The sequence below is a fragment of the Corynebacterium ureicelerivorans genome (assembly GCF_000747315.1).
Lineage (GTDB): Bacteria > Actinomycetota > Actinomycetes > Mycobacteriales > Mycobacteriaceae > Corynebacterium > Corynebacterium mucifaciens.
On record NZ_CP009215.1, the window covers coordinates 2,182,372 to 2,196,126 of the forward strand.

The window sequence follows — 13,755 nt, forward strand, 5'->3', positions numbered from 1 at the left end:
CTACTGCTCGGAGGCGTTCTGCTCCTCAATCTGGCGGCGGACATCTTCCATGTCCAGACCCTTCACCTGCTGGATCAGGTCGTCGAACGCAGCGGGCGGGAGGGCGCCGGCGTTGCGGAAGACCATGATGCCGTCGCGGAACGCCATCAGCGTCGGGATGGCCTGGATTTCCAGCGCCGAAGCCAGCTGCTGGTTCGCCTCGGTGTCCAGCTTGGCAAATACGACGTCGTCGTGGGTTTCGGAGGCCTTCTCGTAGGTCGGCGCAAACTGCTTGCAGGGGCCGCACCAGTCAGCCCACGCATCGACGAAAACGATGCCGTCCTGGGTAACGGTCTGCTCAAACGTGTCCTCGGTTACATCAACGGTGCTCACGGTCCGCTCCTTCACGCGATTGGTTATTGTCTAAGAGATTGCAACGGGTATAACCCCAACCCTCTCCGCGTTATTCCGCGCCGGAGAACAGCAACTACTCAACGCTAGATCAGGAGGCGTGCAGCAGCCATGACGAAGACGTACCGGATCTCGGGCCCGAAGGACGAAGTCGCGGTCGATTCGCTCAAGGACGAGTTGTCGGTTGTTGAAGGGACGCACGAGGTCGACGTGGACCTCGACGAAGGCGAGCTCACCGTCGTCGGTTTCACCTTCGCCGACGAAGACATCGAGCAGGCCGCGAAGAACGCCGGTTACACATTGCAGGTTTAGCGCCTACCATCGGCCGTGGACTGAGTTTTCTCGACTATTAGGAGCTGACCATGGCACAACGCGAGTTCGACGTAAAAGGCATGACCTGCAGCCATTGCGAGTTGAGCGTGCAGGAAGAAATCGCTGAAATCGCCGGCGTGACGGCCGTTGACGCCGACCACACCACAGGCAAGGTCAAGGTGGAAGGCGACGGCTACACCTGCGAGGACATCGAGGCGGCCGTGAAGGAAGCCGGCTACTCCTTGGCGTAGTGCCGGCATATGGTGGGGGTATGACCCAAAGCCCCACCCAAACCCCGACCGCATTGCAACACATTGAGCTGGGCGTGACGGGGATGACGTGCTCGTCGTGCTCGTCGCGCGTGCAGCGCAAGCTCAACAAACTCGACGGCGTGGACGCCTCCGTGAATTTCTCCACGGAGACGGCGGCCGTCGACTTCGACGCATCCACCACCACCCCGCAGATGCTTATCGACGAGGTACGCAAAGCGGGGTACGACGCTTTTGCCTTGAACGACGGCGCCGAGAGCGCAGACGGCGCGGGGGGCGCCGAAGGGGTGTCGTCAAGCGATCGGCTTGTAAACGCCCGCTTGGAAGAGGCGGAAAAGCTCAAGCGCACCACCATCTGGGCTGCGCTGGTGTCGCTGCCGGTGATGCTGGTGAGCATGATCCCGTCGCTGCAGTTCACCAACTGGCAGTGGGCGGCGTTTGCGGCCACCACGCTGGTGTTCTTCGCGGCGGGCAGCGTGTTTCACCGCGCGACCTGGGCGAACCTCAAGCATGGTGCGATGACCATGGACACGCTGATCACGCTGGGCACTTCCGCGGCGTACCTCTGGTCCGCGTGGGCGCTGTTCGTCGGCAACGCGGGTGAGCCCGGGATGACGATGGAGATGTCCATCCTGCCTTCGCACGCCGGCATGGACGAGATCTACCTCGAATCCGTCTGCGTGGTGATCACGTTTTTGCTCCTCGGGCGCTGGTTTGAAACGCGCGCCAAGGGGCAATCCTCGGAGGCGCTGCGCGAGCTGTTGGACATGGGGGCGAAAGACGCTGCCATCATCCGCGACGGCAAGGAGGTCCGCGTCCCCATCGGCCAGGTTGCGGTCGGCGACCGGTTCGTGGTGCGCCCCGGCGAGAAAGTGGCCACGGACGGCCGCGTGATCGCCGGGCACTCCGCTGTGGATGAATCCATGCTCACCGGCGAGTCCGTGCCCGTGGAGGTAGAGGAGGGCTCCATGGTCACCGGCGCCACGCTGAACACGTCCGGGCGCTTGGTGGTGGAGGCCACCCGCGTCGGCTCTGAAACCACGCTGGCGCAGATGGGCAAGCTCGTGCGCGACGCCCAGGCCGGCAAGGCCCCTGTGGAGCGGCTGGTGGACCGCATCTCGCAGGTGTTTGTGCCCGTTGTCGTGGTCGTTGCGTTGCTCACCCTCGCTGGTCACCTCCTAGTGGGCCACGGCACCGCCCATGCGTTCACCGCGGCGGTGGCCGTGCTGATCATCGCGTGCCCGTGCGCACTTGGCCTGGCCACCCCCACGGCGATCCTGGTCGGCACCGGCCGCGGCGCACAGCTGGGGCTGTTAATTAAGGGCCCCGAAGTGCTCGAATCCACCCGCCAAGTGGACACGGTGGTCATGGACAAGACCGGCACCATCACCTCGGGCAAGATGGGTGTCACCGACGTCGCCGCCGCCCCCGGCTTCGACGCCGGCGAGGTGCTGCGCCTCGCCACCGGCGTCGAGTCCGGCTCCGAGCACCCGATCGCGCTCGCCATCGTGAACGCCGCGGAGGGCATCCCGGAGTTCGACAACTTCCAGAACGAGGTGGGCCAAGGAGCGTCCGCGCGTGTCGACGGCCGTTCCGTCCGCGTCGGTCGCCCATCCGTGCCCCTGGGCGGGCTGTCGGACGCCTTTGCACAGGCCGAGCGCGCCGGCGCTACCCCGGTCGCGGTCGAGGTAGACGGCACCCTCGCTGGATTCGTGGCAGTGCGCGACACGGTGAAGGAGGATTCCGCGGAGGCAGTGACTCAGCTGCGCGAGCTGGGGCTGACCCCGCACCTGCTCACTGGCGACAACCAGGGCGCCGCGGAGGCCGTTGCGTCTGAGGTTGGCATCGCCCCCGCCAACGTCACTGCCGGTGTGCTGCCGGAATACAAGGTTGAGGTGGTCAAGCGCCTGCAGTCCGAGGGCAAGCAGGTTGCGATGGTGGGCGACGGCGTCAACGACGCCGCGGCGCTTGCCCAGGCGGACTTAGGCCTTGCCATGGGAGCGGGCACCGACGTCGCCATTGAGGCCGCGGACATCACCCTCATGCGCAACTCCCTGACCTCCGCCGCCGACGCGATCCGGCTCTCCCGCAAGACGCTGAAGACGATCAAGGGCAACCTGTTCTGGGCGTTCGCCTACAACGTGGTCCTCATCCCCGTGGCGGCGCTCGGCTTCCTCAACCCCATGCTCGCGGGCATCGCCATGGCGTTCAGCTCCGTGTTCGTGGTGTCCAACTCGCTGCGTCTGCGCACGTTTCAATCCGCGGCCGGTGAAATTAACGCGGAGTAAACGGGGCTCCGCGTTTTACACTCCCCGGCATGACCTCTGCTGAGCAGCTCACCCGCACCGAGCGCCTCGACCGCCTCCCGGCCACCGGCAAGCACAAGCGCCTCCTCGTCGGCTCCGGCATCGGCTGGGCCCTCGACGCCATGGACATCGGCCTGGTGTCCTTCATCGTGGCGGCGCTTGCCGTGCAGTGGGACTTGGACAAAACCACCACCGGGTGGATCGCCTCGGTGGGCTTTATCGGCATGGCCATCGGCGCCTCGCTCGGCGGTCTCCTGGCAGACAAGATCGGACGACGCCAGGTGTTCGCGGCCACGCTCTTGCTTTACGGCCTCGCCACCGGCGCGTCCGCGCTCGCATGGTCCGTGGCTTCCCTCATGGTGTTCCGCTTCCTCGTGGGGCTGGGCTTGGGCGCGGAGCTGCCTGTGGCCTCCACGCTGGTGAGTGAATTCTCCCCGCGCAAGGTCCGCGGGCGGATGGTTGTGCTGCTAGAGGCATTCTGGGCCGTCGGCTGGATCGTGGCCGCCGTCATCGGCACCTTTGTGGTGGCGCAACACGACAACGGTTGGCGCTGGGGTTTCGCGCTTGGCGCTGTGCCGGCGATCTACGCCATCTATGTGCGCATGGGCCTGCCCGAATCTGTGCGCTTCTTGGAATCAGCCGGCCGACACGAGGAAGCCGAGCAGATTGTGCGCTCGTTCGAAGCTGAGGCTGCCCCAGCCGAGTACGACACCAGCCAGCCGCCACGGGAGGAGACTATCCGGGGCGGCATCTGGGGGCCAGATCTGCGGGCCCGCACCGCCGCCTTCTGGACGGTCTGGTTCTGCGTTTCACTGTCCTACTACGGGGCGTTCATCTGGATCCCGTCGTTGCTGGTGGAACAGGGATTCTCGCTCGTGCGCTCGTTCACCTTCACGCTGATTATCACCCTCGCCCAGCTGCCGGGGTACTTCGCCGCCGCGTGGCTCATCGAGGTCTGGGGCCGCCGCATCACCCTCGCGGCGTTTTTAGCGGGTTCCGCCGTATCCGCCTTCGCCTACGGCATGGCCAGCGCAGAGTGGCAGATCATCGCGGCTGGCTGCCTGCTCAGCTTCTTCAACCTCGGCGCCTGGGGCGCGCTCTACGCCGTCGGCCCTGAGCTGTACCCCACCCCAGTCCGCGCAACAGGCACTGGCGCGGGAGCGGCATTCGGCCGTATCGGCTCCATCCTGGCGCCGCTCATTGTCCCGCCCGTCCTCGCGTTCGGCGGTGCTACCGCCGTATTCGGCGTGTTCGCCGCTGCCTTTGCGCTGGCGTGCGCAGCCGCGTTCACGCTGCCTGAGCAGCGTGGTGTGGCGATTGGGTAGGGGCGGAACGCGCCGTCGCTAAGCAAACAGACGCGAAAAACGGGCCTTCAGAGACGTATCGGCCGTCGCCTTATCAATCTCCTCGATGCTGCGCGGCAGGTTGAGCAGGAGGGTGTTCTCCCCCGTCTTAGCGACAGTGATGCTCGGGTCGAGCTTCGCCACCGTGCTGGCGCACGCGGCTGGGCCGTTGATGGAACGCACGGTCATGGCTTTCTCCTTATCTGCTTTTGGGTTGTGATGTTGGATCATAAACCCGTTTTCGCAGCGTGTCACCGTTGGAAAGCCATGCCTAACTGAGCAAAGGGCAAGCAAAGCTAGCCGTGGGCCATGTTGACGAAGCGGGAGTAGTGCAGCTGGTGCGCCACCGGGATGGTGTCGATGGGGCCGCCACGGTGCTTCGCCACGATAATGTCGGCTTCGCCGGCTCGTTCGTCGTCGCGGTCCTGGGAGTCCGGTCGGTAGAGCAGGAACACCATGTCGGCGTCCTGCTCGAGAGAGCCTGATTCGCGCAGGTCGGCGAGCTGCGGGCGCTTGTCCGTGCGCGCCTCCGGGCCGCGGTTGAGCTGGGAGATCGCGATGACCGGGACCTCGAGCTCCTTGGCCAGCAGCTTCAGGTGGCGGGAGAATTCCGAGACCTCCTGCTGGCGGGATTCGACCCTCTTGCCGGAGCTCATCAGCTGGAGGTAGTCCACCACCACGAGGTCGAGGCCGTGCTGCTGCTTCAATCGGCGGGCCTTGGAGCGGATCTCCATCATGGTGAGGTTGGGCGAGTCGTCGATGAACAGCGGGGCGTCCTGAATCTCGGTGAGCCGCTGGGTGAGCTTTTCCCAGTCGCGCTCCTCCATCTGGCCCGAGCGCATCGCGGACAGCTTGATCTCCGTTTCGGCGGAGAGCATGCGCATGATGATCTCGGAGGCGCTCATCTCCAGCGAGAAGATGACGGAGGTCTTCCCCTGGTGGATGGAGCACGAACGCATGAAGTCCAGCGCCAGTGTGGACTTACCCACGCCGGGACGCGCAGCGACGATGATCATCTGCCCTGCGTGCAGGCCGTTGGTGAGCTTGTCTAAGTCGATGAACCCGGTGGGCACGCCTGCTTCCAGAGCACCGCCGGAGGCGATCATGGTCAGCTCGTCGATGGTGGGTTTGAGCAGGTCGGACAGCGGGCGGTAGTCCTCGCCCGTCTGGTTACGCGTAACGGCGAAGACTTTCTGCTGAGCGCGGTCGACGATCGCGTCGACCTCCATGCCCTCTTCGCCCTCGTAGCCGAGCTGCACCACCTGCGTGCCGGCGTTGACCAGCTGGCGCAAGATGGACTTCTCCTCCACGATCTCGGCGTAGTAACGCGCGTTGGCCGCGGTGGGCACTTCCGAGATCAGGGTGTGCAGGTAGGGCGCGCCGCCGATGCGCTCGAGCGCGTTGAGGCGGTCCAAACGACCGGAGACAATGAGCACGTCAACGTTGCTGCCCTGCGCGAAGAGGTCCAGGATGGCCTGATAGATCAGCTGGTGCGCGGGGAAGTAGAAGTCGTCCGGGCGCAGGCCCTCCGCCACGTCCAAGATGACGTCCGGGTTGAGCAGCATCGCGCCGATAACGGACCGCTCGGCGAGCTCGTCGTGCGGCGGAGTGCGGTACTCCTGCAGCTCGTCGCTGCCGCGGTTGAAGTTGGAGTACTTGTTCCCGCCCCGGCCGCCGCCTCCGGGCTCCCGGCGCGTGGAGCCACCGCTGTTGCCTCGGAACGCTTCAAAGTCGGAATCACTGAAATCCCCGTAGTCCGCGGCCGGCTCCGGCGGCGGCACGTAATCCGCGAAACTGTCGTTTGCGCCCATGTTCTCCCCTTTCGATGTGTGTATGACACTACCCCGCGGTGCAAACCGCTAACCGAGTTATCCACAGGGGGTGTGGACAACATCAGAATGTGTGGGCGAGTTGTCCACAAGCCTGCACCCTGGGGTGTGGAATTTGTGTGGAATCAGCGGTCAAACCATCGGCGGGTTATCCCAAATGACCAGCTGAACGCATATATTTTTCTTCTGTCATCTTCCGTCGGCACCGGTGGATAAACCCGCTGACCACGGTGTTTGACAACCGGCCCTTGCTCACTCCAGTGGACATCTGGCGCTCTCACCAGGGATTCTCTTCCCACACTTATCCACACCCCTGCTCAAGCGCCGTGCCGTTACGCACGTGAGGCGAAGGCCAGCGGGAGCACCTCAACGCCGAAGCGTTCGGCGATGTCCGCGGCGGCGACGGTCACCGACCAGCCGGAGTCCACCTCCCCGGTGAGCAGCAAGACCGGCCCTGCGTCCACGGCAAGCCCTGAGTAGTCGAAGTACCGGTCGAGCGCATTGACACGAAACGCGGAATTGCGGGCCTCCACCTCCGCCTCACCGGCCCGCACCACCCCGCCGAAAGCCATCTGTCCCACGCCCGCCAACGCCTCGGCGGTGGCGGCGACCATCTCCGACCGGGCGGGATCCGCCGTACCCAGCGCCACGACTGTGGCGGGGCGGGTGCCCCAGTCCCAGTCCGCTAGCACCGCCACAAAGCGGGTGAGCCACTGGTCGTCCCGCCAGTTCTGGGCAGGGCGGTAGGCGCTGTCGCGCAGTAGCGCAGCCAGGGCTGGGCCGCGGGCGACATCGTTGAGCCTGCCGAGCGCCTTCCCTCCCAGTACGCCCTTGATCTTGCCGCGGCGTGCGGAGCCTGTCGGCCACATCTTTCGCTGGGACAGCGGCACGCCCGGGGCTTGCAAGCGAACGTCGATGCGCTCGACCAGCGCCGGGTCCACATCCGCTGACAGATGGTTGCCGGTGCAGTTGTCACACCGCCCGCAGCGCTCCCCTTCCCCGATGGTCGGGTCGTCCAGCTCGCGGCGGAGAAACACCATGCGGCATGCGTCCGTGGTCTCGTACGCCAACATGAGGTCCTGTTCGCGCTCGCGGGCGCTGGCCAGGCCGTCGTAACGCTCATGGTCATATGCCCACGGGGAACCCGTGGAGACCCAGCCGCCTTTGACGCGCGTGACCGCACCATCCACGTCAAGAACCTTTAGGGCTTGGTCGATGCGCGTGCGCGACAGATCAACGGCGTTCTCCAATTTCGGTGTGGACACCGGGTCCTCCCCGAGCGCGCCCAGCAATTGCTGCACCACCGGTTCCTCCGGCATAGACACGGATGCGAAGTACTCCCACACGCGCTCGTCCTCCGGCCCAGGCAAGAGCACCACCTCGGCGTGGTCAGTGGCGCGCCCGGCGCGGCCGATCTGCTGGTAGTAGCTCACCGGCGAGCTCGGTGCGCCCATGTGCACGACGAAGCCGAGGTCCGGCTTGTCAAAACCCATGCCGAGCGCGGAGGTAGCCACAAGCGCTTTCAGCTCGTTGTGGATCAGTGCCTGTTCGAGGCGCTCGCGTTCCTCCGCCTCCGTGCGGCCTGTGTACGCCGCGACGTTCCACCCGGCCGTCTCGAGCGCTTCAGCCAGGTCGTGCGCGGCGGCCACGGTGAGGCAGTAGATGATGCCAGACCCTTCGACCTGCGACAGGTACTGGGCGATCCAGGCGGCGCGCTGCGTCGGGTCTTTGAGCTGCACGACGTTCAGCGACAGGGACTCTCGGTCCAGCCCACCGCGCAGCACACCGGTGCCCTCCCCCAGCTGTGCGACCACGTCCGCCACCACGCGGTCGTTCGCAGTTGCGGTGGTGGCGAGGACGGGGGTGTGTGGCCGGAGGTCGTCGATAAGCAGGGCAATGCGGCGGTAATCCGGCCTGAAGTCGTGCCCCCAGTCGGAGATGCAGTGTGCCTCGTCCACGACGAGCATGCCCAGGGATTGCGCCAGCTGCGGCAGCACATCCTTGCGGAAGTCCGGCGCGTTGAGGCGCTCGGGGCTGATCAACAGCAGGTCCAGCTCGCCGATGTGCGCCTGGATCTCCTCCCACTGCGTCATGTTCGCCGAGTTGATCGTGGCGGCGCGGATCCCGGCGCGGGCGGCCGCCTCAACTTGGTTGCGCATGAGCGCGAGCAGCGGCGAGACGATGATCGACGGTCCCTCCCCCGCCTGGCGCAACAGTTTCGCAGCGATGAAGTACACCGCCGATTTCCCCCACCCAGTGCGCTGCACCAAGAGCATGCGTTTGCGCTGGTTGGCCAGGGAATCGATCGCTGTCCACTGGTCGTCACGCAGGGCTGCGTTAGGGCCTGCAATGCCCCGGAGGAGTTCGTCCGCGTGTTCGCGTGTCGCTGTCATGGCGCACACCGTATATCACCACCCCGACACGGACGTTCGAACGCTACGCTAGCTCGCCTTCCGCCCAGTCCGCCATGTACTCCGCGATCCCGTGCGGATGCGCGAGGAAGTCACGCATGGCCCTGTACGCGAGGGTGTCCTCCACCGCCGCGCCCCGCTTCACGCCGTGCTCGCCGATCTCTATTACCTCCGCGCCCGGTATCCCCAGCCCGGCAGTCAGGGAGGCCACCCATCAACCTGGCCGAGGAGTTACGGGGCAAACTCCTCCAGCTCGTCACCCGCAGTCTCGGGCCGGCCTGGGTGGGCATCAACCGCTTAAGCGGCAAAAGCGCAGTGCCTGTGGCTGATTGACCCTGTCTACGCCGACAAGGACGGGAAGTAGCCCAACATGGCGCTTCTGGCGCCGACCAGCAGGACCCTGGGCGGGTTTTTGGACCACGACCCGAGATTCGCCCACCGGTTCAGCCGCAGCCCCTTCTACACGGGAGACAGCCCCGATCGCTATATCTGGTACCGGCAGCATCACCGTATTGACCGGCTGTCCGACTTCATCAGTAAGGTGCGCGAGGTAGCCGACGAGCCCCAACACGTCTCCCCCCGCCAGGAGTTCTCCAGTGGGCGCGAGCTCATCAAGACGGTCAAGGCACGCCGCGAGCAGGCCCAGGCCTTCCGCGCGATCGCCGACGAGATCGAAGTCGAGATGGGCGAGGAGGCGGATCGCTACAACCCGGATCTCATCGACGGTGTCCTGGTGCGCTGGATCAACCCGGGACGCGCCGCACGCGACGAGACAGCGTTTCGCCACACGCTGAAGACCGCCCACCGTTCGCGGGCGGCGGGGGAGCGGATGACCGACGCGGCGATCATCGACGCCTACGAGCGCGCCTACAACATCGCCCAGCGCAAAGGTGCTGACGGCAGGACACGGGAAATGCCCCCGATGCGCGACCGCCAAACCATGGCCCGGCGTGTGCGCGGTTACGTCACCCAGGGCAAGACCGACTCCTACGGCACACCGACTGCCCGTTACGCCACCACAAGCCAACGCAAGGCCCTGGCCACCATGGGCCGCAGAGGCGGCCAAAAAGCCGCACAGCGATGGGAAACAGACCCCGAAGGGGAATACGCCCAAAGCCGGCTAGAAGCGTTAGAAGAGGCTAATCAGCGCAGACAGACTGGAGCAAAAGCAAGAAAATTCGCTATCGCCAGTTGGTTTATGACCGCTAACGCTGAAACAGGTGAATGGCCATCTATTCCCGAGGCGATGAGTGAATTCGGGGTGTCCCGAGACACGGTAAAAAGAGCTCTCCGCACCGCAGGAATCAGTTTGCCGAGAGGGCGGAGGCGATCAATTTAAATGGTGCAAACCATAAGCAATAAACGGTTCCCCGGCCTTTGGGCAGTGTGTCGTTTTCTCCACGAGAGAGCAACGGGTTATAGATGTGCTGCGGGGAACTTCTTTTAAGCGATTGGGCGAGATGCTCGGCATGCTCTTAATTACGTAATGCGATAATCGTATGCCTGTTAATTCCACCGAGAAACAGTTGAACGCCTGGGTTGCTGAGGCGGAGCATGGTTATAACGTCGATGTGCTGAAGAAGCGCGGGCGGGGACGACCGGGTTGTGGCCCCGAAGCTTCTCAGGTGGTTACGGTTCGTCTCACCCCGGAGGAGCTGGACTCGCTCGACAGGGCCGCCGCAGAAAAGCATTTGTCGCGCTCAGAGATTATGCGCCCGGCCATCACCGCTATCACCGCGACATGAGGGTGGTGGCATCCGCCACCAAGTACGGCGTCAGTGAGGGGGACGGCATCAACGCCGCTTCATTTCGGCATGGGTCGCACTCCTCGACGACGATCCCGTGCAATAGCGTGAACTGCGCCTCGGGTTCGACACCCACGCCCGCTTTTTGGAAACCATCGTGGTTGTCGCCTTCGATGGAGACGAATTATTGATTCATGCGAAGAAGGCACGGTCGAAGCGCGTTGACCTGCTTACGTGGAGGGGGGGTGGCGGTGTTGTTTATGGGTGTTCTCCTTGCCATGTCAGGTGTCGAGCACGGAGACCAGGAGCTGGTGTGGAGAACAAGTTGAACGCGCCCATGACCAGAAGGATCTATCGCTGAATTCTTGTCAGGGCAGCGATAGGCGCAAAAATTCCGGTGGTGGTGATGCCGGGTACGGGGGGAGATGCCAACGGGCTCTGAGTGAGGCTGGAAACGGCGATTGCACCGAGTTTAATCATCGGGGACCTGTTCAATAGGGCTTCACTACTGCGTTGTGCTCTCGTAGATGGTTTGAAGGATCAAGGTCATTCGTAGAGCCCTACTCTCGCCATAAATTGTCATTATGCAGTGCTAGCAGGTCTCATTAGTGAATATTCTTTATACGAAAGTCTATAAGCCCAATAGATGTTGGAAACACGGAAAGTGAGAGGATACTTAGATGGAAATCACCTGGAAAGACCTTTCATTTAGATACACCAGGTACGCTCCCCTGATTCTCGATAATGTCTCCCTGACTCTGAATACGCCCGGGATATACGTTGTCCGTGGCCCGTCGGGGAGCGGCAAATCGACGGTGCTGGACCTTTTAGCGGGTCTGCACACCCCTCAGTCGGGCGAGGTCGTCATTGATGGTCAGCGGGCTGACCGTTGGTCGGGTAACAAGACTTCACACTGGCGAGCTCAGCATGTTGGTTACGCGCCCCAAGCGCCGACGCTGCTTGAAAGTCTGACATGCCAGGAGAACCTGGCCCTGGCTGTTAATGTCGCCGGCCGCGGCCTCAACGCGCAGCAGCAGGTGGATCTGCTGGGGGATGTGGGTATGGCGGATTATGCCGGTGTCTACCCGGGTGAGCTCTCCGGAGGGCAGCGTCAGCGTGTGGCGATTGCCCAGGCATTATCCTCCCAGCCGGACGTGTTGTTGATGGATGAGCCGGTCAGCGCCCTCGATGAGAACAACATCGCCGTCGTTGAATCGCTTATGCGCAACGCGGCTACCAGTGGCGCGATCGTCGTGTACTGCTCCCACCGGGAGCTGTTCGGCGGCGCAGCACACACGCTGCTGGAAATGGGGAGGTGACATGCAGTCCCTCAACCCCACGGCCGCGTACCGCAGAGAGCTCAAGACCACTGTCCGCCCCTACATCGGCGGTCTGGTGGCAACCGCCGTCATAGTCGGAACGCTTGTCGGAACCATCCTGTACGTCGCGTTTTCCTCTGGCGGCAGTTCCGACCTCAAACAGGGCATGGTCAATGTCAGTTTGATCGCAATCTTTCCCACGATCATCGGGGTGCGTCTGGCGCACCAGAACTTCATCAGTGATCACCGGGCCACGGTGCTGACGATGAAGAACCTAGGCGTTTCGAACGGATTTTTCCAGCGACATTTCCTTCTGCAGGCGCTGGCCTTGGCGGGTGTGGCCAGTGGGTCGGCGGTGGTGCTCGGGCGTGTTATCCTCCGACCCTTCTTGAACCTACTCTTCCTGGGCATGGGAAAAGAGCTGCCCGATGTGTGGGGTGCGCCCCTGCCTGTGCTGGGTACGGCACTTATCGTCCTCGGCCTTATTTACCTGGCGGGGGTCGGTACGATCCGCCTCGACCGGGTTGTGGGTCAGGCCAGCACCGCAGGCGCAAGCAACGCGGCAGTGAAGAAAGCCGGAAAAATTGCCGGCATCGTCGTCGCGGCACTCAACATCATCTGCGGCGTGTGGCTGATTGCCGCAGGCGGGTCGAGCATGGCTGTGGCCGTCATGGTGCTGACAACCCCGGTCCTCGCGGCGGTCATGGCGGGGCCGTTGAGCCGATTTGCATCCCGTGCCATCTCCTCGGTGCTCAGTCGCACCGTCGGATGGACCGCCCCTGCGGTGGGGATTCGCTCCATTGCCGCCACGGGCACACTGTCCAGGGCAGGGTTGGCGGCTGCATTGGTGGCCATCCCCCTCGCCGGGTTCAGCTGGGCTATTTCCTCGCTGGATGCCGGGGCCTATTACACGACCCAAAACGTCAGTGAAGCTCCCGTCATCGTCACCGGCGATGCTCGCCTTTTGGCTCCGGGGGACGCGGAGAAGGTGTGCGCCCAGATCGGAGACTCCTGCCACGGGGTTGTCTACTGGCAACCGTCGGATATCACTTATTCGGGTTCCGAGTCCGCCTCGCACGAGGTCGCCAACGATTACACGATCGCCGGGTCAAATCTTCAGGCTATCGACGAGTTCCTCTCCGGAGCCGAGGCCCCGGCCAAGGAAGATCCCTTCCATCTCGACTACATGCAGCTTTCTGCCGCGGTGTCGGAGAATCCCCCGGTCGATCCTGACTGGGCTCTCGTTGTCACCGACTCCTCCGCACAGGCCCCCGAGGGTTACTCGGCGATGCCGGCAAAAAAGTGGGCGGAAGGATCCGGGAAGGATACACAACTGTTCTACGGCCCCAGTGGTGACGGCACCGCCGGCTTCATCCCCCTGGCCGCCTACACGTTGTTGGCAATCTGCGTCATCCTCGTCGTCGCCACGATCGGTAAACGCTCGAGCCTGCAGCGCTTCTTTTCTCCGCTGCACCTGCTGGGTAAGACGCGATCGGGTATCCAGGCCACCGCGTTTTGGGCGGTACTGTTTCCTTACCTGACGGCCACTCTCGCGGCTGTGGCGGCAGGCTTGTGGCTGACCACCGTTGCCCACATCGTCACCACGGGCAGAGTTGGAGCGTGGACACCGTTCATGCCGCTGGGGTTGTGGATCCTGTTCGGGGTTGTGTTCCTAGCTACCAGCGCCACCGCGTTCTTTCCCCATTCCAAGAAGCCTGCGATCAATGGAGCAGTGTAACTCACATAATCCGCTACCATTACCGAAGAAAATTGGGTAAGAGCGAAGAAGAAAGCGGTGCCGAATGGTGGGTTTGGGGCGAAAACAACCCTC

The 13,755-nt window shown here is 63.7% G+C and carries 13 protein-coding genes; 8 read left to right on the plus strand and 5 right to left on the minus strand.

The annotated features are described in order from the left end of the window. A complete protein-coding gene (trxA, locus tag CUREI_RS10675) occupies nt 1-372 on the minus strand; it encodes a thioredoxin (RefSeq protein WP_038613396.1) in 372 nt (123 codons plus the stop codon). A gap of 129 nt (nt 373-501) precedes the next feature. On the opposite strand from trxA, the gene CUREI_RS10680 reads away from it, so the two are divergent. From CUREI_RS10680 to CUREI_RS10695, 4 genes are read left to right on the plus strand one after another with little or no spacing between them, the layout of a single operon-like run. Next, nucleotides 502-702: a heavy-metal-associated domain-containing protein gene (locus CUREI_RS10680; RefSeq protein ID WP_051952349.1), complete on the plus strand. Its 201-nt coding sequence runs from the start codon at nt 502-504 to the stop codon at nt 700-702. 50 nt (nt 703-752) lie between these two features. After that, nucleotides 753-953 (plus strand): heavy-metal-associated domain-containing protein, encoded by a 201-nt coding sequence (locus CUREI_RS10685; RefSeq protein ID WP_038613398.1) that lies wholly within the window; start codon nt 753-755, stop codon nt 951-953. Between the two features lie 20 nt (nt 954-973). Further along, nucleotides 974-3,259, plus strand: coding sequence for a heavy metal translocating P-type ATPase (locus tag CUREI_RS10690; RefSeq protein ID WP_038613400.1), 2,286 nt, complete (start codon nt 974-976; stop codon nt 3,257-3,259). 29 nt (nt 3,260-3,288) lie between these two features. Next, nucleotides 3,289-4,602 (plus strand): MFS transporter, encoded by a 1,314-nt coding sequence (locus CUREI_RS10695; RefSeq protein ID WP_038613402.1) that lies wholly within the window; start codon nt 3,289-3,291, stop codon nt 4,600-4,602. 18 nt (nt 4,603-4,620) lie between these two features. Here CUREI_RS10695 and CUREI_RS10700 read toward each other — a convergent pair whose 3' ends face one another. The 4 genes from CUREI_RS10700 to CUREI_RS10715 form a co-directional block, all read right to left on the minus strand. Next, nucleotides 4,621-4,809, minus strand: a complete 189-nt coding sequence (locus CUREI_RS10700) for a hypothetical protein (RefSeq protein WP_038613404.1) — start codon at nt 4,807-4,809, stop codon at nt 4,621-4,623. Between the two features lie 107 nt (nt 4,810-4,916). Next, nucleotides 4,917-6,431 carry a replicative DNA helicase gene (gene dnaB, locus CUREI_RS10705; protein WP_038613406.1) on the minus strand — a complete coding sequence of 505 codons (1,515 nt, stop codon included), beginning with the start codon at nt 6,429-6,431 and terminating at the stop codon, nt 4,917-4,919. Between the two features lie 350 nt (nt 6,432-6,781). Next, nucleotides 6,782-8,842 (minus strand): RecQ family ATP-dependent DNA helicase, encoded by a 2,061-nt coding sequence (locus CUREI_RS10710; protein ID WP_038613408.1) that lies wholly within the window; start codon nt 8,840-8,842, stop codon nt 6,782-6,784. A 43-nt stretch (nt 8,843-8,885) separates the two neighbouring features. Then, on the minus strand, nt 8,886-9,071 hold the full coding sequence (locus CUREI_RS10715; protein WP_038613410.1) for a hypothetical protein: 186 nt from the start codon (nt 9,069-9,071) through the stop codon (nt 8,886-8,888). Between the two features lie 159 nt (nt 9,072-9,230). Between CUREI_RS10715 and CUREI_RS10720 the strand changes: the two genes are divergently transcribed. The 4 genes from CUREI_RS10720 to CUREI_RS10735 all read left to right on the plus strand — a co-directional run bounded on the left by CUREI_RS10720 (nt 9,231) and on the right by CUREI_RS10735 (nt 13,662). Continuing rightward, entirely contained in the window at nt 9,231-10,199 is a 969-nt protein-coding gene (locus CUREI_RS10720) for a replication initiation protein (RefSeq protein ID WP_236627210.1), read from the plus strand. A gap of 160 nt (nt 10,200-10,359) precedes the next feature. Beyond that, on the plus strand, nt 10,360-10,605 hold the full coding sequence (locus tag CUREI_RS10725) for a ribbon-helix-helix domain-containing protein (RefSeq protein WP_038613412.1): 246 nt from the start codon (nt 10,360-10,362) through the stop codon (nt 10,603-10,605). 680 nt (nt 10,606-11,285) lie between these two features. Beyond that, nucleotides 11,286-11,924 (plus strand): ATP-binding cassette domain-containing protein, encoded by a 639-nt coding sequence (locus tag CUREI_RS10730; protein ID WP_038613414.1) that lies wholly within the window; start codon nt 11,286-11,288, stop codon nt 11,922-11,924. Nucleotide 11,925: 1 nt separating this feature from the next. Next, nucleotides 11,926-13,662 carry an ABC transporter permease family protein gene (locus CUREI_RS10735; RefSeq protein WP_038613416.1) on the plus strand — a complete coding sequence of 579 codons (1,737 nt, stop codon included), beginning with the start codon at nt 11,926-11,928 and terminating at the stop codon, nt 13,660-13,662. Nucleotides 13,663-13,755: the final 93 nt, after the last annotated feature.

What these genes read in the sequence shown, in the direction of transcription:
- CUREI_RS10680 (WP_051952349.1), top strand. Translation starts at nt 502, where the DNA reads ATGACGAAGACGTACCGGATCTCGGGCCCGAAGGACGAAGTCGCGGTC.
- CUREI_RS10685 (WP_038613398.1), top strand. Translation starts at nt 753, where the DNA reads ATGGCACAACGCGAGTTCGACGTAAAAGGCATGACCTGCAGCCATTGC.
- CUREI_RS10690 (WP_038613400.1), top strand. Translation starts at nt 974, where the DNA reads ATGACCCAAAGCCCCACCCAAACCCCGACCGCATTGCAACACATTGAG.
- CUREI_RS10695 (WP_038613402.1), top strand. Translation starts at nt 3,289, where the DNA reads ATGACCTCTGCTGAGCAGCTCACCCGCACCGAGCGCCTCGACCGCCTC.
- CUREI_RS10700 (WP_038613404.1), bottom strand. Translation starts at nt 4,809, where the DNA reads ATGACCGTGCGTTCCATCAACGGCCCAGCCGCGTGCGCCAGCACGGTG.
- dnaB (WP_038613406.1), bottom strand. Translation starts at nt 6,431, where the DNA reads ATGGGCGCAAACGACAGTTTCGCGGATTACGTGCCGCCGCCGGAGCCG.
- CUREI_RS10710 (WP_038613408.1), bottom strand. Translation starts at nt 8,842, where the DNA reads ATGACAGCGACACGCGAACACGCGGACGAACTCCTCCGGGGCATTGCA.
- CUREI_RS10720 (WP_236627210.1), top strand. Translation starts at nt 9,231, where the DNA reads ATGGCGCTTCTGGCGCCGACCAGCAGGACCCTGGGCGGGTTTTTGGAC.
- CUREI_RS10725 (WP_038613412.1), top strand. Translation starts at nt 10,360, where the DNA reads ATGCCTGTTAATTCCACCGAGAAACAGTTGAACGCCTGGGTTGCTGAG.
- CUREI_RS10730 (WP_038613414.1), top strand. Translation starts at nt 11,286, where the DNA reads ATGGAAATCACCTGGAAAGACCTTTCATTTAGATACACCAGGTACGCT.
- CUREI_RS10735 (WP_038613416.1), top strand. Translation starts at nt 11,926, where the DNA reads ATGCAGTCCCTCAACCCCACGGCCGCGTACCGCAGAGAGCTCAAGACC.